The 26,526-nt window shown below is 56.2% G+C and carries 22 protein-coding genes, 6 tRNA genes, 1 other RNA gene and 1 pseudogene; 12 read left to right on the forward strand and 18 right to left on the reverse strand.

Features of this window, described 5'->3' with window-relative positions:
• Positions 1-125: 125 nt before the first annotated feature.
• Entirely contained in the window at positions 126-1,424 is a 1,299-nt protein-coding gene (gene ptsJ, locus LPQ25_RS06990) for a MocR-like B6 salvage transcription factor PtsJ (RefSeq protein ID WP_002913617.1), read from the reverse strand.
• A gap of 82 nt (positions 1,425-1,506) precedes the next feature.
• On the opposite strand from ptsJ, the gene pdxK reads away from it, so the two are divergent.
• Together pdxK and LPQ25_RS07000 are read left to right on the forward strand one after the other, a co-directional pair.
• Positions 1,507-2,373, forward strand: coding sequence for a pyridoxine/pyridoxal/pyridoxamine kinase (gene pdxK, locus LPQ25_RS06995; protein WP_014907139.1), 867 nt, complete (start codon positions 1,507-1,509; stop codon positions 2,371-2,373).
• Entirely contained in the window at positions 2,370-2,609 is a 240-nt protein-coding gene (locus LPQ25_RS07000; protein WP_014907140.1) for a hypothetical protein, read from the forward strand. The genes pdxK and LPQ25_RS07000 overlap by 4 nt, the downstream gene beginning before the upstream one ends.
• A gap of 40 nt (positions 2,610-2,649) precedes the next feature.
• Here the strand turns inward: LPQ25_RS07000 and crr are convergent, their stop codons facing one another.
• From crr to cysZ, 5 genes are all read right to left on the reverse strand, one after another.
• On the reverse strand, positions 2,650-3,159 hold the full coding sequence (gene crr / locus LPQ25_RS07005) for a PTS glucose transporter subunit IIA (RefSeq protein ID WP_000522253.1): 510 nt from the start codon (positions 3,157-3,159) through the stop codon (positions 2,650-2,652).
• 42 nt (positions 3,160-3,201) lie between these two features.
• The gene (gene ptsI, locus LPQ25_RS07010) at positions 3,202-4,929 is read right to left on the reverse strand and encodes a phosphoenolpyruvate-protein phosphotransferase PtsI (protein WP_002913506.1); all 1,728 of its coding nucleotides are present in this window, start codon (positions 4,927-4,929) and stop codon (positions 3,202-3,204) included.
• 44 nt (positions 4,930-4,973) lie between these two features.
• The gene (ptsH, locus tag LPQ25_RS07015) at positions 4,974-5,231 is read right to left on the reverse strand and encodes a phosphocarrier protein Hpr (RefSeq protein ID WP_002913505.1); all 258 of its coding nucleotides are present in this window, start codon (positions 5,229-5,231) and stop codon (positions 4,974-4,976) included.
• Positions 5,232-5,611: 380 nt separating this feature from the next.
• A complete protein-coding gene (cysK, locus tag LPQ25_RS07020) occupies positions 5,612-6,583 on the reverse strand; it encodes a cysteine synthase A (RefSeq protein ID WP_002913498.1) in 972 nt (323 codons plus the stop codon).
• Positions 6,584-6,760: 177 nt separating this feature from the next.
• Positions 6,761-7,522, reverse strand: a complete 762-nt coding sequence (gene cysZ / locus LPQ25_RS07025; RefSeq protein ID WP_004174922.1) for a sulfate transporter CysZ — start codon at positions 7,520-7,522, stop codon at positions 6,761-6,763.
• 230 nt (positions 7,523-7,752) lie between these two features.
• Here cysZ and zipA point away from each other — a divergent pair, with 230 nt between their 5' ends.
• The 3 genes from zipA to LPQ25_RS07040 all read left to right on the forward strand — a co-directional run bounded on the left by zipA (position 7,753) and on the right by LPQ25_RS07040 (position 11,119).
• Positions 7,753-8,814 carry a cell division protein ZipA gene (zipA, locus tag LPQ25_RS07030; protein ID WP_014907141.1) on the forward strand — a complete coding sequence of 354 codons (1,062 nt, stop codon included), beginning with the start codon at positions 7,753-7,755 and terminating at the stop codon, positions 8,812-8,814.
• Between the two features lie 69 nt (positions 8,815-8,883).
• Positions 8,884-10,899 (forward strand): NAD-dependent DNA ligase LigA, encoded by a 2,016-nt coding sequence (gene ligA, locus LPQ25_RS07035; protein WP_014907142.1) that lies wholly within the window; start codon positions 8,884-8,886, stop codon positions 10,897-10,899.
• A gap of 1 nt (position 10,900) precedes the next feature.
• On the forward strand, positions 10,901-11,119 hold the full coding sequence (locus LPQ25_RS07040; protein ID WP_002913440.1) for a DUF3820 family protein: 219 nt from the start codon (positions 10,901-10,903) through the stop codon (positions 11,117-11,119).
• Here LPQ25_RS07040 and LPQ25_RS07045 read toward each other — a convergent pair.
• A pseudogene (locus tag LPQ25_RS07045) lies at positions 11,116-12,113 on the reverse strand (bile acid:sodium symporter family protein). The gene LPQ25_RS07040 and the pseudogene LPQ25_RS07045 sit on opposite strands and share 4 nt — an antisense overlap.
• Before the next feature lie 88 nt (positions 12,114-12,201).
• Here LPQ25_RS07045 and LPQ25_RS07050 point away from each other — a divergent pair.
• Positions 12,202-13,128 (forward strand): LysR family transcriptional regulator, encoded by a 927-nt coding sequence (locus tag LPQ25_RS07050; RefSeq protein WP_002913438.1) that lies wholly within the window; start codon positions 12,202-12,204, stop codon positions 13,126-13,128.
• An 84-nt stretch (positions 13,129-13,212) separates the two neighbouring features.
• Here the strand turns inward: LPQ25_RS07050 and LPQ25_RS07055 are convergent.
• From LPQ25_RS07055 to LPQ25_RS07075, 5 genes are all read right to left on the reverse strand, one after another.
• A non-coding RNA gene (locus LPQ25_RS07055) (RtT sRNA) lies at positions 13,213-13,348 on the reverse strand.
• Between the two features lie 22 nt (positions 13,349-13,370).
• Positions 13,371-13,446, reverse strand: a tRNA-Lys gene (locus tag LPQ25_RS07060).
• Positions 13,447-13,450: 4 nt separating this feature from the next.
• Positions 13,451-13,526: transfer RNA gene (locus LPQ25_RS07065), tRNA-Val, on the reverse strand.
• Positions 13,527-13,572: 46 nt separating this feature from the next.
• A tRNA-Val gene (locus LPQ25_RS07070) sits at positions 13,573-13,648 on the reverse strand.
• Between the two features lie 45 nt (positions 13,649-13,693).
• Positions 13,694-13,769: transfer RNA gene (locus tag LPQ25_RS07075), tRNA-Val, on the reverse strand.
• Between the two features lie 258 nt (positions 13,770-14,027).
• On the opposite strand from LPQ25_RS07075, the gene gltX reads away from it, so the two are divergent.
• Complete coding sequence (gene gltX, locus LPQ25_RS07080; protein WP_004145598.1) at positions 14,028-15,446, forward strand: glutamate--tRNA ligase; 1,419 nt, start codon at positions 14,028-14,030, stop codon at positions 15,444-15,446.
• Between the two features lie 51 nt (positions 15,447-15,497).
• On the opposite strand, the gene LPQ25_RS07085 is transcribed toward gltX, so the two are convergent.
• Together LPQ25_RS07085 and LPQ25_RS07090 are read right to left on the reverse strand one after the other, a co-directional pair.
• Positions 15,498-15,890 (reverse strand): MerR family transcriptional regulator, encoded by a 393-nt coding sequence (locus tag LPQ25_RS07085; RefSeq protein WP_002913435.1) that lies wholly within the window; start codon positions 15,888-15,890, stop codon positions 15,498-15,500.
• Positions 15,891-15,893: 3 nt separating this feature from the next.
• Positions 15,894-16,247, reverse strand: a complete 354-nt coding sequence (locus tag LPQ25_RS07090; RefSeq protein WP_002913434.1) for a MerR family transcriptional regulator — start codon at positions 16,245-16,247, stop codon at positions 15,894-15,896.
• Positions 16,248-16,466: 219 nt separating this feature from the next.
• Here LPQ25_RS07090 and LPQ25_RS07095 point away from each other — a divergent pair.
• From LPQ25_RS07095 to LPQ25_RS07105, 3 genes are all read left to right on the forward strand, one after another.
• Positions 16,467-16,542: transfer RNA gene (locus tag LPQ25_RS07095), tRNA-Ala, on the forward strand.
• A 41-nt stretch (positions 16,543-16,583) separates the two neighbouring features.
• Positions 16,584-16,659, forward strand: a tRNA-Ala gene (locus LPQ25_RS07100).
• Positions 16,660-16,868: 209 nt separating this feature from the next.
• Positions 16,869-19,040 (forward strand): EAL domain-containing protein, encoded by a 2,172-nt coding sequence (locus LPQ25_RS07105; protein ID WP_004174930.1) that lies wholly within the window; start codon positions 16,869-16,871, stop codon positions 19,038-19,040.
• Positions 19,041-19,088: 48 nt separating this feature from the next.
• Here LPQ25_RS07105 and nupC read toward each other — a convergent pair whose 3' ends face one another.
• Entirely contained in the window at positions 19,089-20,291 is a 1,203-nt protein-coding gene (gene nupC, locus LPQ25_RS07110; RefSeq protein ID WP_002913423.1) for a nucleoside permease NupC, read from the reverse strand.
• Between the two features lie 346 nt (positions 20,292-20,637).
• On the opposite strand from nupC, the gene LPQ25_RS07115 reads away from it, so the two are divergent.
• Positions 20,638-21,879 (forward strand): Nramp family divalent metal transporter, encoded by a 1,242-nt coding sequence (locus LPQ25_RS07115; RefSeq protein WP_002913421.1) that lies wholly within the window; start codon positions 20,638-20,640, stop codon positions 21,877-21,879.
• A gap of 57 nt (positions 21,880-21,936) precedes the next feature.
• Here the strand turns inward: LPQ25_RS07115 and LPQ25_RS07120 are convergent, their stop codons facing one another.
• Positions 21,937-22,296, reverse strand: a complete 360-nt coding sequence (locus LPQ25_RS07120) for a DUF2502 domain-containing protein (RefSeq protein WP_002913419.1) — start codon at positions 22,294-22,296, stop codon at positions 21,937-21,939.
• Positions 22,297-22,426: 130 nt separating this feature from the next.
• Complete coding sequence (mgrA, locus tag LPQ25_RS07125; protein WP_004174934.1) at positions 22,427-23,419, reverse strand: L-glyceraldehyde 3-phosphate reductase; 993 nt, start codon at positions 23,417-23,419, stop codon at positions 22,427-22,429.
• A gap of 180 nt (positions 23,420-23,599) precedes the next feature.
• On the opposite strand from mgrA, the gene LPQ25_RS07130 reads away from it, so the two are divergent.
• Entirely contained in the window at positions 23,600-25,261 is a 1,662-nt protein-coding gene (locus tag LPQ25_RS07130) for an alpha-keto acid decarboxylase family protein (protein WP_004159719.1), read from the forward strand.
• Here LPQ25_RS07130 and LPQ25_RS07135 read toward each other — a convergent pair.
• Positions 25,258-26,493 (reverse strand): ion channel protein, encoded by a 1,236-nt coding sequence (locus LPQ25_RS07135; RefSeq protein WP_234599506.1) that lies wholly within the window; start codon positions 26,491-26,493, stop codon positions 25,258-25,260. The genes LPQ25_RS07130 and LPQ25_RS07135 overlap by 4 nt on opposite strands.
• Positions 26,494-26,526: the final 33 nt, after the last annotated feature.

Consider the following 26,526-nt stretch of genomic DNA (forward strand, 5'->3'; position numbering starts at 1 on the left):
TTGTGAGCGATTTGTCCGCCTCGGCGATCAGGGCATGCAGGTAAGACTAGCCTGCTGTCGTTTATTTTTCATTAATTTGTCGGCAGCTGCCATCACTCCCCGATACGTTCGGTGGACTGCCTGCGTCAGGGGGCGTCTAAGGCCTGCGCAATATCGGCCGCCAGGCGGGAAATCTCAGCGTCACTCAGACGGCCCAGCGACAGGCGTAGCCCGTGGGAGGGCGTACGGATGCCAAACACCTCTCCCTCCCGGACCAGCCAGCCGGCGCGGGCCAGGCGTAAGGCGTAGGGCTGGCTCGCCGCTGGCAGCGGCAGCCAGAAATTGAGGCCATCCCCTGGCGTAGCATGGCTGAAGCCGTGCCGGGCCAGCGCCGCCGCCAGTTTCTCATTCTGCTGGCGATAGTGACGACGAGTCTCCGTCATCGAGGCGATAAACGCCTCGTCGGTCAGGCAGGCCAGCGTCAGGTCCTGCAGCAGATGGCTGACCCACTGGCTGCCGGCGTTAAGCCGCAGGCGCAGCGCCGCTGAAGTAGCGGCATCGCTGGCGATAAAGGCCAGCCGCAGGTCTGGTCCGAGGGTTTTTGACATTGAGCGCACCAGCGCCCAGCGTTGGGTGCTTGCAGGAAGAGGGGAGTGCCATGGCGTGGCCGACAGCAGGGCAAAATGGTCATCAACAATCGCCAGTACCTGCGGATAGCGGGCTAGCACCTCCCGCAGGGCATGCGCCCGGGTTTCCGTCAGGCTACAGCCGGTAGGATTATGCGCGCGCGGGGTTAAGATCACCGCCCGTGCGCCGTTGCGTAACGCCTCCTCCAGGCCGTCAGGATCCATCCCTTCGGCATCCACCGCCACCGGGCAGGGGGTAAAACCGGCGTAACGCACCATATTGATGCTGCTGAGAAAACAGGGATCTTCCACCACAACGCCGTCGCCGGGGAGCAGCAGGGCGCACAGCAGGCGCTCCAGGGCGTCTATCGCCCCGCTGGCGAGATTCACCGCAAAGGGAACGGCTATCTCTCTGGCAAACCACGCCTCGGCCCATTGGCCAAGCCGCGGCTCAATGGGCGCATCGCCATACAGGCGGGGCGTGCGGGCAATCTGGCCCAGATAGCGGGGTAAATCAGGCAGTCTGGCTGGATCCGGATTGCCGCTGGAGATATCGTTCAGCGGGGTCGTTGGGTCACCTCCCTCCAGCGCCGGCAGTGTGTCCCGCGCTTTAATGGCTGTACCGTTGCGTCCCTGACTGACGGCCAGCCCGGAGGTCACCAGCCGTTTATAGGCGGCGGCGACAGTGTTGCGATTCACTGCAAGCTGGCTGGCGAGTTCACGTACCGGCGGCAGAACCTCTCCGGGCTGCAACCCGCCGCTCTGCACCAGATGGCGGATATTATCGAAGATTTCGCTGGCGGTTTTTCCGGCTAACATTATTGACCTATGACAAAATGGAATTTAGCATAGGACGAATCATAATCAGTGCGTGACCCGCTGTCCAGCGGGGGGAGAAAAGATGGGCCAGCAGGATGATATACAATCAGTGCTCTTTCACGACAAAAGCCGGGCGTCGGAAGTGGATATCGTCGCCGTGCAGTCGCAGGTAGTCTATGGCAGCGTCGGCAACAGCATCGCGGTTCCGGCGATTAAACAGCATGGTCTGCGCGTGCTGGCGGTGCCGACGGTGCTGTTCAGTAATACGCCCCATTATGAGACGTTCTATGGCGGCATTATTCCGGAAGAGTGGTTTGTCGGGTATCTGCAGGCGCTGGAGGAGCGCGACGCGCTGCGCGAACTGCGTGCGGTCACCACCGGCTATATGGGCAGCGCAGTGCAAATCGAACGCCTGGCGCAGTGGCTGACGCGCGTACGGGCCCGCCATCCCGGGTTGTGCATTCTCGTGGATCCGGTCATCGGCGATGTCGACAGCGGCATCTATGTCAAGGCTGAGATCCCGGACGCCTATCGTCAGCACCTGCTGCCGCTGGCGCAAGGGATCACCCCCAATCTGTTCGAACTGGAGACGCTGAGCGGCCAGCGCTGTCGCGATCGGCAGGAGGCGGTCGCCGCGGCGCGAAGCCTGCTGTCGGACACCCTCAAATGGGTGGTGATCACCAGCGCGCCGGGAGAGGCCGATTCGAGGATCAATGTGCTGGTGGTGACGGCCGATGCAGTGGAAGTGGTGGTTCACCCGCGGGTGGAGACAGACTTAAAAGGAACCGGCGATCTGTTCTGCGCGGAGCTGGTGAGCGGGTTGCTTTCCGGCCTGGCGCTGGGGGCAGCGACGCAGGCTGCTGCCCAGCGCGTGCTGGAGGTGATGAACTGGACTGCCGCCCAGGGGTGTGACGAATTGATCCTACCGCCGCTGGAGCAAAGCAGATGAAAAGCTATCGGTTAGTGATCCGCCAGCAGGGACGCATTGTTGGTCATTTTGATACGACAGGTGAGGCGGCGCTGGAGGATGCCTGCGTGGCGCGGTCGCTGTTCGGCCTGGCCGGTGGATATCAGTGCGAACTGCTGGTCGCTGACAGCGAGCGGCGAATTCTGGAGAGCACCCCGGAGGGATTGCGCGTCTTGTCCCGCGAGAAGTGCTATCGACCGCTAACCTGCGCGGTATAAAAAAATGGCGCCTTTCGGCGCCATTTTTATGCAGCAAGCATTACTTCTTGATGCGAATTACCGGGGTTTCACCCACGGTCACGCTACCGGACAGTTTGATCAGCTCTTTGATCTCGTCCATGTTGGAGATAACCACCGGCGTCAGAGTCGACTTGGCTTTCTCTTCCAGCAGCGGCAGATCAAATTCGATAACCGGATCGCCGACTTTCACGCGCTGACCTTCTTCAGCGATACGCTTGAAGCCTTCGCCTTTCAGTTCAACGGTATCAATACCGAAGTGAACGAACAGCTCAATGCCGCTATCAGATTCAATAGAGAACGCGTGGTTGGTTTCGAAAATTTTACCAATGGTACCGTCTACCGGCGCGACCATTTTGTTGCCAGTCGGTTTGATGGCAATCCCATCGCCCACAATTTTTTCCGCAAAAACCACATCCGGCACGTCTTCAATGTTGACGATCTCACCGGAGAGGGGAGCAACAATCTCAATAGTTCCGGTGTCTTTCTTGTCATCAGAAACCAGAGATTTCAATTTATCAAACAAACCCATGATCTTCTCCTAAGCAGTAATTTGGGCCGCGCATCTCGTGGATTAGCAGATTGTTTTTTCTTCAATGAACTTGTTAACCAGCGTCATTAACTCGTCCGTTGTCGGTTGAGCAAGAGCCTGCTCTGCTAATACTTTCGCATCTTCGAAGTTCGTATTACGAATAATCTTCTTGATGCGCGGGATGGAAATGGCGCTCATAGAGAATTCGTCCAGCCCCATACCCAGCAACAGAAGTGTAGCACGTTCATCGCCCGCAAGCTCACCGCACATGCCAGTCCATTTACCTTCAGCGTGAGAAGCATCAATAACTTGCTTAATCAGATTCAGTACAGACGGTGACATCGGCTGGTAAAGATGTGAAATCATATCATTACCACGGTCAACTGCCAGAGTATATTGCGTTAAATCATTGGTGCCGATACTAAAGAAATCAACTTCTTTGGCCAGATGACGAGCAATGGTCGCCGCAGCCGGTGTTTCCACCATCACGCCGATCTCAATGGATTCGTCAAATGCTTTACCTTCGTCACGCAGTTCCTGTTTGTAGATTTCGATCTCTTTCTTCAGCGCACGCACTTCTTCAACAGAGATGATCATCGGGAACATAATGCGCAGCTTACCGAAAGCGGAGGCACGCAGGATGGCGCGAACCTGGTCGCGCAGGATCTCTTTACGATCCATCGCAATACGCACGGCACGCCAGCCGAGGAACGGGTTCTCTTCTTTCGGGAAGTTCATGTACGGCAGCTCTTTGTCGCCGCCGATATCCATGGTACGGACGATAACGGCCTGAGAGCCACAGGCCTCAGCCACCGCTTTATAAGCCGCAAACTGTTCTTCTTCAGTTGGCAGCGCGTCACGGTCCATGAACAGGAATTCGGTACGATACAGACCTACGCCTTCGGCGCCGTTGCGCTCAGCACCTTCGACATCGCGAACGGTACCAATGTTGGCGCAGACTTCAACCTGATGGCCGTCGAGGGTAATCGCCGGCAGATCTTTCAGTTTCGCCAGTTCGGCTTTTTCTTCCGCAACCTGAGCCTGCAGACTACGCAGCGCTTCAATTTGCTCGTTAGACGGGTTGATCAGAACCTGGTTGTTCACCGCGTCGAGAATCAGATAGTCGCCGTTTTTCACCTGCGCCGTGATGCTGCCGGTGCCCACGATGGCCGGCAATTCCAGGGAACGCGCCATGATAGAGGTGTGGGAGGTACGACCGCCCGCATCGGTGATGAAACCCAGCACTTTTTTCAGGTTCAGCTGTGCGGTTTCAGACGGGGTCAGATCGGCGGCGACGAGGATGACTTCATCCTGAATCGCACTCAGATCGATGATTGCCAGACCAAGGATGTTGCGCAGCAGGCGCTTACCGATATCACGTACGTCAGCCGCACGTTCTTTCAGGTATTCATCATCCAGCTCTTCCAGGGCAGTGGCCTGACCGTCGATAACTTCATTGGCTGCCGCGTCGGCAGTCATGTGCTTATCTTTAATCAGGGCTATGATTTCCTGCTCAAGCTCCTCATCTTCCAGCAGCATAATATGCCCTTCGAAGATGGCTTCTTTTTCTTCACCGAAAGTTTCACCAGCTTTGGTTTTGATGACCTCCAGCTGGGCGGAGGCCTTGGCGCGGCCGCTCAGGAAACGTTCGACTTCCTGATCAACCTTATCGGCAGAAATTTTCTTCCGGTCGATGACAATTTCATCTTCCTTCAGCAGCAATGCTTTGCCGAAGGCGATACCCGGGGATGCTAAAATGCCTGAAATCATAACCCTACCTTACTTGTGACTGATATGAAAAAGAACCCGTGAACTTACTCGAGTTCAGCCATCAGTTTAACCAGATGCTCAACAGCTTTCTGCTCATCTTCGCCTTCAGCGGAGAGGGTCACTACGGTGCCCTGGGTCAGGCCCAGAGTCTGCAGTTTGAACAGGCTTTTGGCGCTGGCGCTTTTGCCGTTGGAGGTTACAGTGATCTCAGAAGTGAAGCCTTTAGCTTCTTTAACAAACTGAGCAGCAGGGCGGGTGTGCAGACCGTTCGGAGCGGTAATGGTAACTTCTTGCTGGAACATTATATTTCCCCAACTTATAGGTTTAGTGTTGTGGACCTAAAGTCTAGTCTAACGACTCGACTTTAGCCTGTATTGTTAGCGCCGGCGTTACGTTTCCGGCCTTGGCGTCGGCAGCGCCTGGCGCTGCGAAGACCTGCGGGCCATTGACGTCTAGCACGTCATTAAACATTATGCCGCGAAAGGAAGACTTGAACCAAATCATAAAATCGATTCAGCTGGCGGAAATCCTCTTCTGAATAATTTCGCGCATCAAAATAAATGTGCTGGTTAAATACCAGACCCTACGAGGTGAATCAATGCCAGGAGGGGTAAAACTATGACGTGTGCCACAAAAAAGCACCCGGAAAGGTGCTTTTTTACACATTATTTACAAGCTGGCACTACTGTTGCAGCTCTTTCTCAGTGAAGAGATCGGCGAACAGCGCGGTGCTTAAATAACGCTCACCTGAGGAAGGCAGGATAACCACAATATTCTTATTGGTAAAGGCCTCATCTTCCTGCAGCTTCAGCGCGGCGGCAACGGCGGCCCCGGAAGAGATACCCGCCAGGATGCCTTCTTCTTCCATCAGGCGGCGCGCCGTGGAGATAGCTTCCTCGTTGGTAATGCCGATCACTTTGTCGACCAGCTTCAGATCCAAGTTGCCAGGAATGAAGCCGGCGCCGATACCCTGAATTTTGTGCGGACCCGGCTTGAGCTCTTCCCCCGCCAGCGCCTGGGCGATCACCGGGGAATCGGTCGGTTCAACGGCGACGGTGATCAGATCTTTTTTACCTTTGGTGTTTTTGATATAGCGGCTGACGCCGGTCAGCGTTCCGCCGGTACCTACGCCGGAGATAAACACATCCACCTGACCATCGGTATCTTCCCAGATTTCCGGGCCGGTAGTCTTCTCGTGGATTTCCGGGTTAGCCGGGTTGCTGAACTGCTGCAGTAGCAGGAATTGTTCCGGGTTGCTGGCGACAATCTCTTCCGCTTTCTGGATAGCGCCTTTCATGCCTTTGGCGCCTTCGGTCAGCACCAGGTTGGCGCCCAGGGCTTTCAGCAGCTTACGACGCTCGATGCTCATGGTTTCCGGCATGGTTAGCGTCAGTTTGTAGCCGCGGGCCGCCGCCACGTAGGCGAGGGCGATACCGGTGTTGCCGCTGGTCGGCTCGACCAGTTCCACGCCAGGTTTCAGAACGCCGCGCTTTTCAGCATCCCAGATCATATTGGCGCCGATACGGCATTTTACGCTAAAGCTCGGGTTACGAGATTCTACCTTTGCCAGGATACGGCCATTACCGATGCGGTTCAGTCGTACCAGCGGCGTATGACCGATAGTCAGGGAGTTGTCTTCAAAAATCTTACTCATGGCCCGTCCTTAACTGTATGAAATTTGGGGGTACGGCATCAGCATACCCGCTTAAAGAATATGCGGAAGTAAGGATTTAGCATATCTATATGCGGAAGGGAAATAATGATAAGCAAGAAGGAATAAGCGCGATATAAGGGAGCGGTCTTTGCCGCCCCCCAAGTGAAGGTGTTACCGCTATTTCCAGCTGGCGTGTCTATCGCGATAGCAATCGACCCACATGGCGGTGGCGCCGCAGATAGCCACCGGGAGGATCACCAGGTTTAACACCGGGATCATTGTGAACAGGCTGGTGAGCGCCCCAAACTGCATATTCATCACTTTGCGACTGCGCAGCGCTTCGCGCATGGTTTTGAAGGGAACCTTGTGATTATCAAAGGGATAATCACAGTATTGAATCGCCAGCATCCATGCGCTGAACAGGAACCAGAGTACCGGGGCTACCGTCTGGCCAACGCCGGGAATAAAGTAGAGCAGCAACAGCACGATGGCGCGCGGCAGATACCAGGCCAGCTTCTGCCACTCACGCTTCATAATCCGCGGAATATCTTTCATGATGCCAAAGACGCCGACGTCCGGCGGGGTAGCGCCGGTCAGGCGCGCTTCCAGCTGTTCCGCCAGCAGGCCGCTGAACGGCGCGGCTATCCAGTTGGCGATCGTCGAAAAGAAGTAGCCAAACACCAGCAGGATTGAGAGCACTACCACCGGCCACAGCAGGTAGTTTAGCCACTGCAGCCAGTCCGGCACATGGCTCATCAGCGAGGGGATCCAGCTGCCGAGACGGGTAAACAGCCACCAGAAGGCAGCGCCCATCAGCAGCACGTTAACCAGTAAAGGCAGGAAGACATAACGCCGTATGCCCGGCAGCCCGATGAGTTTCCAGCCCTGCGAAAAATAATAAACGCCGCTGCGCGGGGTCGGTGCGGATGATGAAACCATAGCCAGGCATTGCTCCTTTTTTAACATCCGGTGTGAATGCTCGCTTATTTTATCGGGTCGTCAGACAATAACCAGTTAGGAAATGTTCGAAAAAACAGCAAAAAGCACGATTTAGTTCATCTTTATGTGGTGAAAGCGACCGACGCACTTGCACTTGAGGTAATCGGCAAATACTCTTAGTGAGTAAATGTTTGCCGTGGTGGCAAGGTGTTAGAACAACAGAGAATATAATGATGCAGGATTTGCGTCTGATATTAATCATTGTTGGCGCGATCGCCATAATCGCTTTACTGGTACATGGTTTCTGGACCAGCCGTAAAGAACGTTCTTCGATGTTTCGCGATCGCCCACTGAAACGTATGAAGTCGCGCGACGATGAGTCGGAAAACGACGACTTTGATGATAATGTTGAAGGCGTAGGAGAAGTCCGCGTTCATCCGGTGACTCACGCCCCGCACGGCGCGCATGGGGAGCATGAAGCCCCTCGTCAGGCGCCGCAGCACCAGTACCAGCCGCCTTACGAGCGCCAGATGCAGCAGCCTGGGCGTCCTGAAGAACCGGTTCGCCAGCCGCCGCAGCCGCCGCGCCAGGCCCCGGTTCCACCGCAGCAACAGCCTGCGCCGCATGCGGCTCCGCAGCCTGGCTGGCAACAGCCGCAACCTGCGCAGCCGCCCGTACAACCGCAACACCAGCCGCAGCCTGTTGTGCAGCAGCCTGTCGCGCCGCAACCGGTGACGCCGACCGTCGCTCAGCCGCAGCCAGCCGCCCCGCAGCAGCCTGCGCCACAGCCTGTTGCCGCGTCGCAGCCCGCCGTCGCGGAACCGCAGCCGGTAGAGCCGCAGCAGCCCGCCGCGCCGCAGCCGAAAGAGCGCAAAGAGACGGTCATTGTGATGAATGTCGCCGCGCATCATGGCGCCCAGCTTAACGGTGAAGTGCTGATCAACAGTATCCAGCAGGCCGGCTTTAAGTTTGGTGAAATGAATATTTTCCACCGCCACCTAAGTCCGGACGGCAGCGGTCCGGTGTTGTTCAGTCTGGCCAACATGGTGAAACCGGGAACCTTCAATCCGGACAGCATGGCGGATATGATGACCCCTGGGGTGACTATCTTTATGCAGGTCCCTTCTTACGGCGATGAATTGCAGAACTTCAAGCTGATGCTGCAGTCTGCGCAGTATATCGCTGACGAAGTGGGCGGCGTGGTGCTTGACGATCAGCGTCGCATGATGACGCCGCAAAAACTGCGTGAATACCAGGATCGTATTCGCGAAGTGAAAGACGCGAACGCCTGACGTTCCGCGTTAACTCAATTCCTTCTCAACCCCCGCCTGTCGGGGGTTTTTTATCATTGATGGTGTGATATGGAACCAATCGAACAACAACTGACTGAACTGCGAACCACGCTTCGCCATCATGAATATCTGTACCACGTTATGGACGCGCCGGAAGTGCCGGATGCGGAATATGACCGCCTGATGCGCAAGCTGCGCGAGCTGGAGAGCCAGCACCCGGAGCTGATTACCCCGGATTCGCCAACTCAGAGGGTGGGGGCGGCGCCACTCACCGCCTTTAGCCAGATCCGCCATGAAGTGCCGATGCTGTCGCTGGATAACGTGTTTGACGAAGAGAGCTTTCTCGCCTTCAACAAGCGGGTACAGGATCGCCTGAAAAGCACAGATCATCTTACCTACTGCTGCGAGCTTAAGCTCGACGGCCTCGCGGTGAGCATTCTCTATGAAAACGGCGTGTTGGTGCAGGCGGCAACCCGCGGCGACGGCACCACCGGCGAAGATATTACCTCTAATGTGCGAACTATTCGCGCTATCCCCCTCAAGCTGCATGGCGAGAATATTCCTGCACGCCTTGAGGTACGTGGGGAAGTGTTCCTCCCGCAGGCCGGGTTTGAAAAAATCAATGAGGAAGCTCGCCGCACCGGCGGGAAAGTGTTTGCTAACCCGCGTAATGCGGCAGCGGGTTCGCTGCGCCAGCTCGATCCGCGCATCACTGCGAAGCGACCGCTTACTTTCTTCTGCTACGGCGTGGGCGTGCTGGAGGGCGGCGAGCTGCCGGCCAGCCACTCGGCTCGGTTGCTGCAGTTCAAAGCATGGGGGCTGCCGGTGAGCGATCGCGTCACCCTGTGCCATACCCCCGAGGAAGTGCTTACTTACTATCGTAAAGTCGAGGAAGAGCGTCCCCACCTGGGCTTTGACATTGATGGCGTGGTGATCAAAGTCGATTCGCTGGCGCTGCAGGAACAGCTGGGTTTCGTCGCCCGCGCGCCGCGCTGGGCCGTGGCCTTTAAGTTCCCGGCACAGGAGCAGATGACCTTCGTCCGGGACGTGGAGTTCCAGGTGGGCCGCACCGGGGCGATTACGCCGGTGGCGCGTCTGGAGCCGGTCCATGTTGCCGGCGTGTTGGTGAGCAATGCCACCCTGCATAATGCCGATGAAATTGAACGCTTAGGCTTGAAAATCGGCGACAAGGTGGTGATTCGCCGGGCAGGCGATGTGATCCCGCAGGTGGTTAACGTGGTGCTTTCCGAGCGTCCGGCGGATGCCCGGGATGTCGTCTTCCCGACCCACTGTCCTGTATGTCAGTCAGACGTTGAACGGGTGGAAGGCGAGGCGGTAGCCCGCTGTACGGGCGGCCTGATCTGCGGCGCGCAGCGCAAAGAGTCGCTCAAGCACTTCGTCTCCCGTCGCGCGCTCGACGTTGACGGCATGGGCGACAAGATCATCGACCAGCTGGTGGAGAAAGAGTACGTCCATACCCCGGCGGATCTGTTCCGGCTGACGGCGGGGAAACTGACCGGGCTGGAGCGGATGGGGCCGAAGTCCGCGCAAAACGTAGTCAACGCCCTCGAGAAAGCCAAAGAGACGACCTTCGCACGTTTCCTCTACGCCTTAGGTATTCGCGAGGTAGGAGAAGCGACGGCGGCGGGCCTGGCGGCGCATTTCGGCACTCTCGAAGCCCTTGAGCAGGCTACCATTGAGGAGCTACAGAAAGTCCCTGATGTCGGCATCGTCGTCGCTACCCATACCTTCAACTTCTTTGCCGAAGAGAGCAACCGCGATGTCATTGCGCAACTGCTGGCGGAGGGGGTTCGCTGGCCTGCGCCGGTGGTGGTGAAGGCGGAAGAGATTGATAGCCCGTTTGCAGGCAAAACCGTGGTCCTTACCGGCAGCCTCAGCCAGCTGTCGCGCGATGACGCCAAAGAGCGTCTGGTGGCGCTGGGGGCGAAGGTGGCAGGCAGCGTGTCGAAGAAAACCGACCTGGTGATTGCCGGCGAAGCGGCGGGGTCTAAGCTGGCGAAAGCGCAGGAGCTGGGCATCGAGGTGATTGACGAAGCCGAAATGATGCGTCTGCTGGGAGAATAACGTGGATAAAGCGCAGCTGGTCGAGATAGCCAATACCGAAATGCCGTTCGGTAAATACAAGGGACGTCGCTTAATCGATGTCCCGGAAGAGTATTTATTGTGGTTCGCGCGTAAGGATCAATTCCCTGCCGGGCATCTTGGCGAGCTGATGGCGTTGACCCTGCTGATTAAAACTGAGGGGCTGAGCGATCTGGTCCAGCCCCTGAAGAAAGCGCGTTAGGCTTTGGCCGCGTTGGCCTTTTCCTCAGCGAGACGCGCATCGGTTTGCTGCTTGTAGCGCCGCGCCAGCACCGCGCAGACCATCAGCTGGATTTGGTGGAAGATCATCAACGGCAGCACCATGATGCCGAGGATGGAGGTCGGGAAGAGAATATTGGCCATCGGAATGCCGTTGGCCAGGCTCTTTTTCGAACCGCAGAAGACGATGGTAATCTCATCGGCTTTGTTAAAGCCGCAGCGGCGGGCGACAAAGACGTTGACCGCGATGACGATGGCCAGCAGCACCAGGCTGACCACCACGATAAACAGCAGCGATCCCAGACCGACTTTATGCCAGATGCCATTCACCACCGCCTCGCTAAAGGCGGAGTAAACCACCAGCAGAATCGAGGTCTGGTCGGTCTTACCAATCCACTTCTTATGCTTCGCCACCCAGTCGCCAATCCACGGCCGCGATAAGTGACCGAGCACGAAAGGCAGCAGCAGCTGCAGCATAATTTTACCGACCTGCTCCAGACTGCCGCCTGCGCCGTGAAGGTTCATCAGGACCCCCACCAGTAGCGGGGAAACAAAGATCCCAGCAGGCTGGAGGCCGAGGCTGAGCAAACCGCAGCCGCGACGTTGCCCCCGGCCAGCGAAGTAAAGGCGATAGCGGATTGCACGGTGGCCGGCAGAATGCACAGATAGATAAAGCCGCTGTAGAGCATCGGATCGACATTCACCGGCGCCCACCAGGCAAACAGAACCCCGAGTAGCGGGAAGAGAATAAAGGTGCTGCACATCACCCATAGATGCAAACGCCAGTGGCTGCCGCCGGCGATAATCGCCTCCCGGGAGAGTTTAGCGCCATGCATAAAGAACAGCAGCGCGATGGCGGCGGTGGTCAGATGTTCAAAGAAGGGGACGAAAGCGCCACGGGCCGGGAAGAATGAGGCCAGCAGGACAACGGTGATTAGCGTTGCCGTAAACGGATCGAGAATACGGAAAAGTTTCATAAACGCTCCTGAAAAGAGATGCGCTATTGTGCTTTTTTTCATTTGAGAAATAAAATTGATTTATTGCATCTATTCATGAATAAAAAAGATGAATTACTCTCTGCGTCAGTTAAAAGTATTTGTCACCGTCGCCCGGGCCAGAAGCTTCAGCCGGGCAGGGGAGATGATTGGCTTAAGTCAGTCGGCCGTCAGCCATAGCGTCAAGGAGCTGGAGCATCAGACCGGCGTCCGTCTGCTCGACCGTACTACTCGCGAAGTGGTGCTCACCGAGGCGGGTCAGCAGCTGGCGGGCAGGCTGGAACGTTTGCTTGATGAGTTGACGATTACCCTGCGTGACGCCGGGCGGGTAGGCCAGCAGCTGAGCGGCACCGTCAAGGTCGCCGCCAGTCAGACGATTTCCGCCCACCTTATTCCGCAGTGTATTGCTCACAGCAATCGTCGTTATCCCGATATCGATTTTGTGCTGCACGATCGGCCCCAGCAGTGGGTGCTGGAGAGTATCCGCCAGGGGGAAGTGGATTTTGGCATCGTGATTGATCCGGGCCCGGCGGCAGACCTTCAGTGTGAAGTGGTTCTGGCGGAACCATTTTTGCTGCTCTGCCGGGAGGATCATCCTTTTGCCAGCCTGACAGAAGTGCCGTGGCAGGCGCTGCAGGATGAAAGGCTAATCCTGCAGGATTATGCGTCCGGCAGCCGCCCGCTGATCGATGCGGCCCTCAGCAGACTGGCTATCCGGGCGAACATCGTCCAGGAGATTGGCCACCCGGCAACGCTGTTTCCGATGGTAGAATCGGGAATTGGCATCAGCGTTCTGCCGGCGCTGGCGCTACCGTTACCGCAGGGGAGCCATCTGACGGTGAAACGGCTGACTCCGGTGATGGAGCGGCAGCTGATGCTGGCATGCAGGAAAAATCGCTCGCTGTCGACCGCCGCTCAGGCGTTATGGGAAATTGTGCGTGAAGAAGGGGAGAATTTAACCGCCGCCAGGGTTGAAGATCCGCTATATCAGCGCTGACAGGGGGGATTGCTGCGGAGGGACTCGTGGCAGGGCCATGTTCCGCGCATAGCAAAAAGGCGCCTTTAGGGCGCCTTTTTACATTGGTGGGTCGTGCAGGATGACTCGGCTTCGCCTCGCCCTTCGGGCCGTCGCCGCAAGCGGCTCCGTTGTCTCACTGCGTTCGACCCGAACCTGCTGCAGGTTCGAATCGTTGAGTTCGGCGCAAAGCAAAAAGGCGCCTTTAGGGCGCCTTTTTACATTGGTGGGTCGTGCAGGATTCGAACCTGCGACCAATTGATTAAAAGTCAACTGCTCTACCAACTGAGCTAACGACCCGAAGTGGTGGGTGATGACGGGATCGAACCGCCGACCCCCTCCTTGTAAGGGAGGTGCTCTCCCAGCTGAGCTAATCACCCACTTCTGTACTTCACATTTTGACAGAAAATCCAGCTGGCGAGAAAGTGGTGGGTGATGACGGGATCGAACCGCCGACCCCCTCCTTGTAAGGGAGGTGCTCTCCCAGCTGAGCTAATCACCCACTTCTCAATTTTCTGTTCTACACGGCGGAGACTACGTTAAGTAGTGGTGGGTGATGACGGGATCGAACCGCCGACCCCCTCCTTGTAAGGGAGGTGCTCTCCCAGCTGAGCTAATCACCCCGCTGTGTGGAGTCGCATTATAGGGAGAGTTGAAAATGAGTCAACGCCTTTTCTAAAGAATTCGTTCGTTCGTCGTAAAATTAAACAAAGCGATCGCGAAACCGGCGCCATAGCATGATTTATAAACAAAAATGGCAAACCGTGACGTTCCGATGGGAACAACATTGAGGAATCAGCCCACGGTGTTAGAATATTGACCCATAATTTCCACCGGACATTGCCGGCTATCGGCATCTTTATTAAACGTAAGGCCAATTCATGAAAATCAAAACTCGCTTCGCGCCAAGCCCAACCGGCTATCTGCACGTTGGCGGTGCGCGTACTGCTCTCTATTCCTGGCTTTTTGCCCGTAACCACGGCGGTGAGTTTGTGCTGCGTATTGAAGACACCGATCTCGAACGCTCCACCCCGGAAGCAATTGAAGCCATCATGGATGGCATGAACTGGCTGAATCTGCAATGGGACGAAGGCCCCTATTTCCAGACCAAACGTTTCGATCGTTATAACAACGTAATCGATGAGATGCTGGAAGCCGGTACCGCTTACAAATGCTATTGCTCGAAAGAACGTCTGGAAGCGCTGCGCGAAGAGCAGATGGCGAAGGGTGAGAAGCCGCGTTACGATGGCCGCTGCCGCCATAGCCACGAGCACCATGCTGACGATGAGCCGTGCGTCGTGCGTTTCGCCAACCCGCAGGAAGGTTCGGTTATTTTTGACGATCAGATCCGCGGACCTATCGAGTTCAGCAACCAGGAACTGGACGATCTGATCATTCGCCGTACCGATGGTTCCCCGACCTATAACTTCTGCGTGGTGGTAGATGACTGGGATATGGCGATCACTCACGTGATCCGCGGCGAAGATCATATCAACAACACGCCGCGCCAGATCAATATCCTCAAAGCGCTGAATGCGCCGGTGCCGGTTTATGCGCACGTGTCGATGATCAACGGCGATGACGGTAAAAAACTTTCCAAGCGCCACGGCGCAGTGAGCGTGATGCAGTACCGCGACGACGGCTACCTGCCGGAAGCGCTACTCAACTATCTGGTGCGCCTGGGCTGGTCTCATGGCGATCAGGAGATTTTCACTCGCGAAGAGATGATTGAGTTCTTCTCGCTGGGCGCGGTGAGCAAATCCGCCAGTGCCTTTAACACCGATAAACTGCTGTGGTTAAACCATCACTATATCAATACCCTGCCGGCGGAATATGTGGCAACGCATCTGCAGTGGCATATCGAGCAGGAAAATATCGACACTCGCAACGGCCCGCAGCTGGCTGAGCTGGTGAAACTGCTGGGCGAGCGTTGCAAGACGCTGAAAGAGATGGCCCAGAGCTGCCGCTACTTCTATGAAGAGTTCGCTGAATTCGATGCCGACGCCGCGAAAAAACATCTGCGTCCAGTGGCGCGTCAGCCGCTGGAAGTGGTTCGCGATAAGCTGGCGGCGATTAGCGACTGGACGGCGGAAAACGTCCATCACGCGATTCAGGCAACTGCTGATGAGCTGGAGGTGGGGATGGGTAAAGTCGGTATGCCGCTGCGCGTGGCGGTTACCGGGGCAGGGCAATCTCCTGCGCTAGACGTTACTGTCCATGCTATCGGTAAATCCCGTAGCGTAGATCGTATCAATAAAGCGCTGGCTTTTATCGCTGAACGCGAAGGCCAGGCGTCCTGACGGCGTCGCAGCTGAAACAACGGCAGGTTACCCTGCCGTTTTTTTTGTCTGTTATTCCGGACTGGCGATGCCGAGGCGGGCAAGAAAACCACTAATCCCTTCCCGGGCCAGCAGATCGCGGAGCTGCAGCTGTTCTGCCGGAGTCATCAGCTGTAGGGTTTCCGTGATTTGCCGCCAGATCGCGTCTGCCTCATTGACCAGGTATGCACCTGGCGATTCCGCGAGATGATTGTCGGTAAGCAGATGGCGTCTGGCAGGGATGTTGGTCAGAAACTCGCGTACCGGTTGGTCGATAACCACCAGTCGCGCTCGCCCCCCTTTAACGCCGGGTATTGCTTCGGTGCGCCATTGTTTCTCGCGAACCCAGCGATTGATCGTTTGTCTGGCCAGCCCCAGGCAGTCGGCAAGCTCTGCGGGCGTCATTTTATCTTTCAGTTTCATCATGGTTTACCGATCGCGGATCCCTAACCGAAGCAGTAACCCGGTGATCCCCTCGCGCAGCAACAATGACATAAGCTGCTTCTGCTCGCTGGGGGTGAGTTCTTTACTGAGGGTCAGCAGCAGCGATTCCAGATCGCTATCATGGGGAGAATAGATGCCGGGCGTCTCCGCCACGCGCTGGGCGCTGCGGATAAACTCCCTGACTTGCTCATTGACATGGACCAGGCGCGCTTTGCCGCCCTGGACGCCAGGTCGCGGAGAGGTTTGCCAGCCTTCTTTCCGCACCCACTTATTGATAGTTTGCCGACTGTAGCCGGTTAGATGGGCAATTTCTTCAGGTGTCATTCGTTCCTTGAGCATACTATTTCCTGAGTAAATGTATGGGAATTAGCTGCCCATGTTATAGCATCCTTTTACGTGAAAAGGTGACCTGTTTAACTTCTGACTGCGATAAGGCTCGCAATGTCAGCAAGTTGCCTGCTTTTTCAGCGATTGAATCGGGAAGGATAATTTTGCCGTTGACACCTGAGCGAGGAATTCATATTATGCCGCCCGTCAACACGACACGCTTTACGTTACGGGGCTATAGCTCAGCTGGGAGAGCGCTTGCATGGCATGCAAGAGGTCAGCGGTTCGATCCCGCTTAGCTCCACCAAATTCTGCACCCAGCGGATTTGGTTCGTAAAGAAGTCCTGTGGGGCTATAGCTCAGCTGGGAGAGCGCTTGCATGGCATGCAAGAGGTCAGCGGTTCGATCCCGCTTAGCTCCACCAAAATTCAGAACCCTCGCTTCGGCGGGGGTTTTTGTTTTTAGCGGGTTTCATGTAAAGCACTTTCTGGTTACGTCAGTTAATCTCCAGCAATTAAAATCGAAAGTAATTTCAGACTTTTTCCTGATAATTCGCCTTGCCTGCCCTAAATAAGCAACATAACATTTCCCCCATTAAACGTGATGAGGTTTCTGGAGTTTTAATTAACAATAATGCTTGATAAAATTAACATTAATATCAAAAAAACTCTATTGGCCTTTATCATTTGTTTAGTCGCTATTCCGCTGGCCCGTTTTATTTCACCGCAAACGATAATTGACGGCAACCTTATTTATATTGCCTGGCTGCCAATCAGCGTGATGTTTTCTGTTATTTTTATCTTTGGCCGCTATGCGATTGCGCCATTAATTCTCGCGTTTGCCATCACCAATAGTTTTCTCATTAAATTAACGCTGCCGCAGGCGTTTATCTTACTTTTTTGTCAACTGTTCGCCGTGTTTGTCTCCTGCGCTATTCTGCGACTGATGGTGGGGAAGCGCTGGCGCTGCGGTCCAACGGCAAAACATATGGGGGCGCGGATCTTCTGGGGCGGCTTCTTCGCGCCGGTGCTCCTGAAAATCACCATGTATCTCGCCGGACAATATTTTGCGTTTCCATTAGCTATTACCAGTTACTTTGGTAGTATGCCGTTGATTTATACTGTAATAGATATCCAAAGTTTAATCAGTGCGGCATTAATTTTTACGACGTTTCTTTATTATCCAATGCGGATGATTATCAGTCCGCGCTACGCCCGACGTTTCTGGCAGCAGGAATGTTTACCGTGGCTGGCACCACAATATCGCTCCTTTACCCTATATTGGTTTATCGCGTTGGCGGTGATATTAACGCTATTGTGTGCGCCGTATCAGTCTGAATTTATTGCCGGTTATTTAGTTCCGGTTATTTTTATTGTTTACTTTATCGGTATCAGTCGAATAGGCCATGCGCTATTGCGTATTTCATGGTCTGTCTCGGCCTTTTTGCTGGTGGTATATAACAAAAACTTTCTCCAGGGGGTGCAAAGCGAGTATTCACTCTCCTTTGTGCTGTCGGTTCTGATCTCCTTTACTATCTGTTTGTTTTATATGGCCGACATCTATGCCCGCAGCGACCGCAACAAACGCCGCTGGCGTAGCCAGGCGGAAGAGGATCCGCTGACCGGCTTGCCTAACCTGCGCGCGCTGGAGAGCCATTTACAGAGCTGTCCTCAGCAGGCTATCTGCAGCCTGCGTATTGATAATCTCGACTTTCTCAGTCGGCATTATGGTCTGATGATGGGGGTGGACTGTAAACGGCAGATTATTCGGGCGCTGCAACCGCTGCTGGGAGCGGCGGATAAAGTCTTCCAGGTACCGGGCAGCGAACTGATCCTCGTGCTTGATGGACCGGAGCCGTCGTCCCGCTTGAACCATATGGTCGCGGTCCTCAACCACAAAAAGTTCAGCTGGCACAATCAGCCGCTGGATTTGGAGTTTGGCGCGGCCTGGGGCCGCGATGACGGCCAGGGTGAGGGACTTTACCAGATGCTGGGCCAGCTAAGCTGGCTTTCCGAACAGGCGGGCAGTGAACGTCGGGTGCTGGCGCTGGACGAGGAGCAGGATCTGGTGGTGGATCAAACTACCGAGCAGGTGCGCCTCCTAATGCGCGTCAAGCAAGTGCTCAAAGATCGCGCGCTGATGCTCTATGCGCAACCGATTCAGAATCCGGAGGGGGAGGGTTATCATGAGATCCTCACGCGCATGCGCTGTGGCGATAGCGTCATTATGCCCGACCGATTCATTCCGCTGATTGTGCAGTTTAACCTCAGCCAACGTTTTGACATGCTGGTGCTGGAGACCTTGTTCAGTATGCTCCATAAGCATCCCGGCCAGCGCTTCTCGGTCAACCTGCTGCCTGCAACTCTGATGCAAAAGAACAGCGCAGGGCAGATTATCGCGCTGTTTCAACGCTATAGCGTCTCGCCAGAACTTATAACTATTGAGGTGACCGAAGAGCAGGCCTTCTCTAATGCGGACACCAGTCGGCAAAATCTTGAAGCGTTGCGCGCGTTTGGCTGCGCCATCGCTATTGATGACTTTGGCACCGGCTATGCGAACTATGAACGTCTGAAACATTTACAGGCCGATATCATTAAGATTGACGGCTGCTTCGTCCGCGACATCCTCACGGACCCGCTGGACGCCATCATGGTGAAATCGATTGTCGAGATGGCGCGGGCGAAACAGATGAGCGTGGTGGCGGAATATGTCGAAAGCGAACCGCAAAAAGCGCGCTTGCTGGAGCTGGGCGTGAATTATCTGCAGGGTTATCTGATCGGTAAACCACAGCCGCTGGGTGAATGACGGGCAAAAAAAAGCCGGGCATTGCCCGGCTCAGATGACTGACGTCTGTTACAGAACCAGCGCCGCAATCGAGGCGGACAGCACGCTAACCAGCGTGGAGCCGTACACCAGCTTCAGACCGAAGCGAGAAACTACGTTGCCCTGTTCTTCGTTCAGACCTTTGATCGCCCCGGCAATAATACCGATAGATGAGAAGTTGGCGAAGGAGACCAGGAAGATAGAGATAATGCCTTCCGCGCGCGGGGAGAGCGTCGAGGCAATTTTCTGCAGATCCATCATGGCGACGAATTCATTGGAGACCAGTTTGGTAGCCATAATACTGCCCACCTGCAGCGCTTCGCTTGCCGGCACACCCATCACCCAGGCGACCGGGTAGAAGATATAGCCGAGGATACCCTGGAAGGAAATGCTATAGCCGAACCAACCGGTCACGGTGGCGAACAGGGCATTCAGCGCCGAGATCAGCGCGATGAAGCCGATCAACATCGCCGCCACGATAATCGCGACTTTAAAACCTGCCAGAATATACTCGCCCAGCATCTCGAAGAAGCTCTGACCTTCGTGCAGATTCGACATCTGCAGATTTTCTTCGCTCTCTTCCACGCGGTAAGGGTTAATTAATGACAGAACGATAAAGGTGCTGAACATGTTGAGCACCAGCGCCGCAACGACATACTTTGGCTGCAGCATGGTCATGTAAGCGCCTACGATGGACATGGACACGGTGGACATCGCCGTCGCCGCCATGGTGTACATGCGGTTGCGCGACATTTTGCCGAGAATATCTTTATACGCGATAAAGTTTTCCGACTGGCCGAGGATCAACGAGCTCACGGCGTTGAAGGACTCCAGCTTGCCCATGCCGTTAACTTTCGACAGGACGGTACCGATCGCGCGAATGACAATCGGCAGGATACGAATATGCTGCAAAATGCCGATCAAAGCCGAAATGAAGACGATAGGGCACAAAACTTTGAGGAAGAAGAAGGCCAGGCCTTTATCGTTCATGCCGCCGAACACGAAGTTTGTCCCTTCGTTGGCAAACCCGAGGAGTTTTTCAAACATCTCGGAAAATCCTTTCACAAAACCCAGACCAATATCGGAGTTGAGGAAGAACCAGGCCAGCAGGACTTCAATGACAAGCAGTTGAACAACATAACGAATACGGATCTTTTGGCGGTCATGGCTGACCAACAGGGCCAGTATAGCCACCACAACGATCGCGAGGACAAAATGCAAGACGCGGTCCATAGTTGCTCCAAATATGAGGCAGGTTAAATTTCCGTGCACATTCTATGCAACGGCTTTAAAGAAAACGAGATCAATTGCACACTATTGCAAGGAACTGTGACCAATGGCAAAAATAGTGATCCAACATCCACTTTTGTTATGTTACGTAAAGGTTTTAAAAGTTGCATTCTTGTACTACTCTTAATAGCGGGCTGGATCTCGTTTTCTGACGCCCGTATTTCATTTCCGGCCAGCTATTGTTCCCTTCTATCACAGCAATCATTATCTCCATTCTAAATGAACTTGATAATCATTCGCATTTTGATAGCATGAAACATAGCAAAGGCTATATTTCCAGAGGCAGAAGATGACTAGCAGTCGCGTTGAGAATAGCAGTAGTCGCGCCGCGCGCAAGGTGAAGCTCGCCTTAATGGGCCCGGCTTTCGTCGCTGCCATTGGCTATATCGATCCGGGTAATTTCGCCACTAACATTCAGGCCGGCGCCAGCTTTGGCTACCAGCTGCTGTGGGTCGTGGTGTGGGCTAACCTGATGGCGATGCTGATCCAGGTGCTTTCTGCCAAACTGGGCATTGCCACCGGCAAAAACCTGGCCGAGCAGATCCGCGACCATTACCCGCGTCCTGTTGTCTGGTTTTACTGGGTACAGGCGGAAATTATCGCTATGGCCACCGATCTGGCTGAATTTATCGGCGCCGCAATTGGTTTTAAGCTGGTACTCGGCGTATCGCTTCTGCAGGGGGCGGTGCTGACCGGGGTGGCGACTTTTCTGATCCTGATGCTGCAGCGGCGCGGGCAAAAACCACTGGAGAAGGTGATCGGTGGATTGTTGCTGTTTGTCGCCGTGGCCTATGTCGTGGAGTTGATCTTTTCCCAGCCCGCGCTGGCTCCTCTGACGAAAGGACTGGTGATCCCCACGCTGCCCAACGGGGAGGCGGTATTCTTAGCCGCCGGGGTACTGGGGGCGACAATCATGCCGCACGTTATCTACTTACATTCCTCGCTTACCCAGCATCTGCATGGCGGAACGCGAAAAGAACGCTATAACGCGACCCGCTGGGATGTGGCGATCGCCATGACCATTGCCGGGTTCGTCAATCTGGCGATGATGGCGACCGCTGCGGCGGCATTCCACTTTAATGGCCATACCGGCGTCGCCGATCTTGATCAGGCCTACATGACGCTGGAGCCGCTGCTGAGCCACGCGGCGGCGACCATCTTTGGCCTCAGCCTGATTGCCGCCGGTTTATCGTCGACCGTGGTGGGCACTCTGGCAGGTCAGGTCGTTATGCAGGGGTTTATCCGCTTTCATATTCCGCTGTGGTTTCGCCGGGCGATCACCATGCTGCCGTCGTTTGTCGTCATTCTGCTGGGGCTGGATCCTACGCGCATCCTGGTAATGAGTCAGGTGTTGCTCAGCTTTGGCATTGCGCTTGCCCTGGTGCCGCTGCTGATATTTACCAGCAATGCGAAGCTGATGGGGGACCTGGTGAATACCCGTTGGGTGAGAGGCATCGGCTGGGCGATAGTCGCTATTGTGGTGAGCCTGAACGGCTGGTTAATAGTGGGGTCGCTGCTCGGGGTGGATTAATTGATTCCTGATGCTGAATAAAGTAAAGGGGAGCCGATGGGCTCCCCTTTTCGTTTGTTAGTGATGGCCATGTCCATGACCGTGACCGCGCCCGCCCGGGCCGCGACCCCAGCCGCCGCGGTGGTCATCGCGGTCGTTCCAGCCAGCACGATAGCCGCGCTCCCAGGCTTTATCTCTGCCTTTGTACCAGCCTTTGTGCCAGCCGTTGTCATGACGATGCCAACGGTTATCACGCCATTCATAGTGACGACGCCAGTAATCACGGTCGCGCCAGCTGCCACCGTCCCAGTAGTTACCGTAATTGTCACGATCGCCTATTTGTAATTTTACCGATGGCAGCAGGGTGATTTCACCAGCGTTAGCGACCAGTGGCCCTGCGGCCAGCAGTACTGCTGCCAGAATCAGTGACCTGAACATACTCTTCTCCTTCACGATCGGGGCCGTAAGCGGCCTGTTAACCTGATATTACGGGCCGGTAAAGACCCGCCGCATCGGACGAACTCCGAAAGCGCAGGAAAGAGCACTTTTTGCTAAAGTAACATTTGCTTTACAGCGCAAGGATGGCGTCGATGGCCGCGCACTCTTCGGTGGTGAAATGGCGATTCTGCAGCATGCCGACGGCATCATCCAGTTGCGCGGTTTTGCTGGCGCCGATCAGCACCGAGGTGACTTTCTCTTCGCGCAACACCCAGGCCAGCGCCATCTGCGACAGCTTCTGCCCACGCGCTTCCGCCTGCCTGTTAAGCTGACGAATTTTTTCTAATCGGGCAGGAGTCAGTTGCTCCGGCTGCAGAAAACGACTGCTGCTGGCGGCGCGCGAGTCGGCCGGAATGCCGTTGAGATAGCGGTCGGTAAGTTGCCCGCCGGCCAGCGGTGAAAACGCTATGCTTCCAATCCCTTCCGTCTGCAGAAAATCCAGCAGTCCTTCTTCCACGCCGCGTTCGAACATCGAGTAGCGAGGCTGGTGGATGATGCAGGGGGTGCCGAGGTCGTTAAGGATCTTCACCGCCTCCCGCGCCTGGGCCAGAGGATAGTTGGAGATCCCGACATATAGCGCTTTACCCTGACGAACCAGATGATCGAGCGCACGCATCGTTTCCATCAGCGGCGTCTGTGGATCAGGCCGGTGATGGTAAAAAATATCGACGTATTCCAGCCCCATGCGTTTAAGGCTCTGGTTAAGACTGGCTACCAGATATTTTCGCGATCCCCAGTCGCCGTAAGGGCCGTCCCACATCGTGTAACCTGCTTTAGTGGAGATGATTAACTCATCGCGATAAGGCAGGAGCGACTCTTTCAGAATGCGGCCAAAGTTGCTTTCCGCCGAGCCCGGCGGCGGCCCATAGTTGTTGGCCAAATCGAAATGGGTTATACCGAGGTCAAAAGCGTGCAGGAGCATCTGCCGGCTGGTTTCCACTCGCGTTTCATCGCCAAAGTTATGCCACAGGCCAAGGGAAATGGCCGGTAGCTGCAGACCGCTGCGGCCGCAGCGACGGTACTCCATCGTTTGATATCGCGTGGTGCTTGCCTGGTAAACCATTCTTCCTCCGCCGACAAAACAGGGTGTGTATACGTTTACACTAAACAATGTTCTGCGTGGAGTACACTGCTTTTTCTGCGTAATTATTGCTTTACACTGCCATTATCACCTCCCATCTGGACAGGCGGATCGCTTATTCAATACTCAAATTACACCTGCACCAAAATGAGGATAATGGATATGCAACCGACCTACACTATTGGGGATTATCTGCTGGATCGCCTTGTCGACTGCGGTATTGACCGCTTGTTCGGCGTGCCGGGAGATTACAACTTACAGTTTCTCGATCGCGTCATCGCGCACAGCGCCTTGGGGTGGGTCGGCTGCGCCAACGAGCTGAATGCGGCATATGCCGCTGACGGCTATGCGCGCATCAAAGGAGCCGGTGCGCTGCTGACCACTTACGGCGTCGGCGAATTGAGCGCGCTGAACGGCATTGCGGGTAGCTATGCGGAACATATTCCGGTATTGCATATCGTCGGTGCGCCCTCTACCGGCGCCCAGCAGCGCGGCGAACTGCTGCACCATACCCTCGGCGATGGCGATTTTCGCCATTTCGCCCGCATGAGCGAGCAGATCACCTGTAGCCAGGCGCTGCTGACCGCCGGCAACGCCTGCCATGAAATCGACCGTGTGCTGCGCGATATGTTGACGCATCATCGCCCCGGCTATTTGATGCTGCCAGCCGATGTCGCCAGAGCGGCAGCGATTGCCCCAGCCCAGCGCTTGCTGGTGGAGCCCGCTCCGGCGGATGAAAACCAGCTTGCCGGGTTCTGCGAACATGCCAGCCGCCTGCTGCGGGGCAGCCGACGCATTTCCCTGCTGGCGGACTTCCTGGCGCAACGTTATGGCCTGCAGAAGACGCTCCGGGAGTGGGTGGCGAAAACGCCTGTCGCCCATGCGACGATGCTCATGGGCAAGGGATTGTTTGATGAGCAGCAGAGCGGGTTTGTCGGCACCTACAGCGGGATTGCCAGCGCGCCGCAGACCCGGGAGGCGATTGAAAACGCCGACACCATCATCTGCATTGGCACGCGCTTCACCGACACCATCACCGCAGGATTTACCCAACATCTGGCGCGGGAAAAGACTATTGAGATCCAGCCCTTCGCCGTCAGGGTGGGCGATCACTGGTTCAGCGGGGTGCCGATGGATAAGGCCCTGGCCGCGCTGATGACGCTTTCCGCCCCGCTGGCGGCGGAGTGGGCTACGCCTCAGGTCGTGGCGCCGGAGGCTGAGGAGGGCGCTGAAGGCGAGTTGACCCAGAAAAATTTCTGGGCGACGGTGCAGGGCGCCCTGCGTCCGGGGGATATTATTCTCGCCGATCAGGGGACGGCCGCCTTTGGTATTGCGGCGCTGAAGCTGCCCTCTGAAGCATCGCTGATCGTCCAGCCGCTGTGGGGCTCGATTGGTTTTACTCTCCCGGCCGCCTATGGCGCACAAACCGCGGCGGCGGAGCGGCGGGTGGTGCTAATTGTCGGCGATGGCGCGGCCCAACTGACCATTCAGGAGATGGGCTCCATGCTGCGTGATAAGCAAAAGCCGCTTATTCTGCTGCTGAATAACGAAGGGTATACCGTGGAACGGGCGATTCATGGTCCAGAGCAGCGCTACAATGACATCGCTCTGTGGGACTGGCAGCGGCTGCCGGAAGCCTTCGCCCCTGACGTTGCTTCGCGCTGCCGGCGGGTCACTCAGACGTCTGAACTGCGGGAGGCGATGACGGAGAGCATCACCTCCGATACCCTCACCCTGGTAGAAGTGATGCTGCCGAAAATGGATATCCCCGATTTCCTGCGCGCGGTGACGCAGGCCCTTGAGGAGCGAAACAGCCGCGTTTAATCGTTATGCCGTTTGGCAATCATCAACGGTCTCCCGGCCAGCAGCAGCCAGGCCGGGAGCATCACCATACACAACAGCGGCAGCAGAGTCGTATCCGGGACCACCACGGCGGCCATAAACAGGCTCAACCAGCCGTCGCGAGTGACGACCAGCACCATGCCGAGGATCGCGCAGGAAACGGTGATTGCCGCCGGCACCGCGTCAACATGAGCATGCAGCATCAGCCCCAGCGCTACCCCGACGAACACCGCCGGGATAATTCGCCCGCCGCGAAAGCCGCTGGCTGAGGCAAGAACCAGGGCCGCCAGTTTGACCAGCGCGATAAGCAGAAAATCCGCGGCGGTTAGCGTCTGGCTGAAGGCCAGCTGCTGCATCTCATCCAGCCCTTTAAATAGCGTTAGGGGCCCGCCTATCGTCCCCACGATCCCCAGCAGCAGCCCGCCGATACCGAGGGTCAGGATTGGATTTTTCAACCGATGCATCAGGGCATGCAGTCGCGGCAGACACCAGACGGCCACCATGCCGACGGCGATAGCGATCAGGGCGACGATAATGCCGCTGAGAATATCAACGAAGCGCATCTGACCATAGTGCGGGATCGGCAGCGAAAAATGGGGATGGAAAAACAGACCCGTCGTCAACGCGCCGGCGGCGGCGGCGAGGAGGGGAGCAAAGAGGCGATCCCACAGTGGCGTATCGTTGCTGCTATTGAGGGTTTGCGAAAAAATCAGCGCGGCGGCAACCGGGGTACCGAAGAGGGCGCCGATGGTGCCTGAGGCCGCGAGGATGGTCCAGTCCAGCGAGCTGACGCGCGGAAACAGTCGGGAGCCGACGGCGACAGCCAGCGCGATATTCACCACCATAATCGGATGCTCCGGGCCGAGGCTGACGCCGCCGGCGAGGCCGAGGATCAGCGCGGCCAGGAGTCCGGGCAGCGCGCCGGTGGCAATGGGAGCGCCGATTAACGACTCGGTCGCTGGATCCGGCCCGGCGTGCCCGGGGCTGTAACGAATGACCAGACCCACCGCGATCCCTGTCGCCGTCAGCATGGCGATGATCCACAGCGGGCTGTCGGCGCTCACCCCCAACTGCGCGGGCAGATTGCTCCACAGCACGCGCTGCAGCAGCGCGGCAACCTTCATCGCCACGATCAGGATCAGGCTGCAGGCGATACCTATCAGGATGGCCGGCACCGACAGGATCAGCATTGTTCTGGCGCGAGGATGGAGCATGGAAATGTCCTTGTAAAAGTGCTGGAGCACTAC

This window comes from Klebsiella sp. KPN54798 (genome assembly GCF_021184225.1).
GTDB lineage: Bacteria > Pseudomonadota > Gammaproteobacteria > Enterobacterales > Enterobacteriaceae > Klebsiella > Klebsiella pneumoniae.

What these genes read in the sequence shown, in the direction of transcription:
- LPQ25_RS07120 (WP_002913419.1), bottom strand. Translation starts at nt 22,296, where the DNA reads ATGTTCAGGTCACTGATTCTGGCAGCAGTACTGCTGGCCGCAGGGCCA.
- gltX (WP_004145598.1), top strand. Translation starts at nt 14,028, where the DNA reads ATGAAAATCAAAACTCGCTTCGCGCCAAGCCCAACCGGCTATCTGCAC.
- LPQ25_RS07000 (WP_014907140.1), top strand. Translation starts at nt 2,370, where the DNA reads ATGAAAAGCTATCGGTTAGTGATCCGCCAGCAGGGACGCATTGTTGGT.
- ptsI (WP_002913506.1), bottom strand. Translation starts at nt 4,929, where the DNA reads ATGATTTCAGGCATTTTAGCATCCCCGGGTATCGCCTTCGGCAAAGCA.
- LPQ25_RS07115 (WP_002913421.1), top strand. Translation starts at nt 20,638, where the DNA reads ATGACTAGCAGTCGCGTTGAGAATAGCAGTAGTCGCGCCGCGCGCAAG.
- LPQ25_RS07085 (WP_002913435.1), bottom strand. Translation starts at nt 15,890, where the DNA reads ATGATGAAACTGAAAGATAAAATGACGCCCGCAGAGCTTGCCGACTGC.
- ptsH (WP_002913505.1), bottom strand. Translation starts at nt 5,231, where the DNA reads ATGTTCCAGCAAGAAGTTACCATTACCGCTCCGAACGGTCTGCACACC.
- ptsJ (WP_002913617.1), bottom strand. Translation starts at nt 1,424, where the DNA reads ATGTTAGCCGGAAAAACCGCCAGCGAAATCTTCGATAATATCCGCCAT.
- LPQ25_RS07130 (WP_004159719.1), top strand. Translation starts at nt 23,600, where the DNA reads ATGCAACCGACCTACACTATTGGGGATTATCTGCTGGATCGCCTTGTC.
- cysK (WP_002913498.1), bottom strand. Translation starts at nt 6,583, where the DNA reads ATGAGTAAGATTTTTGAAGACAACTCCCTGACTATCGGTCATACGCCG.
- LPQ25_RS07090 (WP_002913434.1), bottom strand. Translation starts at nt 16,247, where the DNA reads ATGCTCAAGGAACGAATGACACCTGAAGAAATTGCCCATCTAACCGGC.
- mgrA (WP_004174934.1), bottom strand. Translation starts at nt 23,419, where the DNA reads ATGGTTTACCAGGCAAGCACCACGCGATATCAAACGATGGAGTACCGT.
- LPQ25_RS07105 (WP_004174930.1), top strand. Translation starts at nt 16,869, where the DNA reads ATGCTTGATAAAATTAACATTAATATCAAAAAAACTCTATTGGCCTTT.
- LPQ25_RS07050 (WP_002913438.1), top strand. Translation starts at nt 12,202, where the DNA reads ATGAATTACTCTCTGCGTCAGTTAAAAGTATTTGTCACCGTCGCCCGG.
- nupC (WP_002913423.1), bottom strand. Translation starts at nt 20,291, where the DNA reads ATGGACCGCGTCTTGCATTTTGTCCTCGCGATCGTTGTGGTGGCTATA.
- ligA (WP_014907142.1), top strand. Translation starts at nt 8,884, where the DNA reads ATGGAACCAATCGAACAACAACTGACTGAACTGCGAACCACGCTTCGC.
- LPQ25_RS07135 (WP_234599506.1), bottom strand. Translation starts at nt 26,493, where the DNA reads ATGCTCCATCCTCGCGCCAGAACAATGCTGATCCTGTCGGTGCCGGCC.
- cysZ (WP_004174922.1), bottom strand. Translation starts at nt 7,522, where the DNA reads ATGGTTTCATCATCCGCACCGACCCCGCGCAGCGGCGTTTATTATTTT.
- crr (WP_000522253.1), bottom strand. Translation starts at nt 3,159, where the DNA reads ATGGGTTTGTTTGATAAATTGAAATCTCTGGTTTCTGATGACAAGAAA.
- zipA (WP_014907141.1), top strand. Translation starts at nt 7,753, where the DNA reads ATGATGCAGGATTTGCGTCTGATATTAATCATTGTTGGCGCGATCGCC.
- pdxK (WP_014907139.1), top strand. Translation starts at nt 1,507, where the DNA reads ATGGGCCAGCAGGATGATATACAATCAGTGCTCTTTCACGACAAAAGC.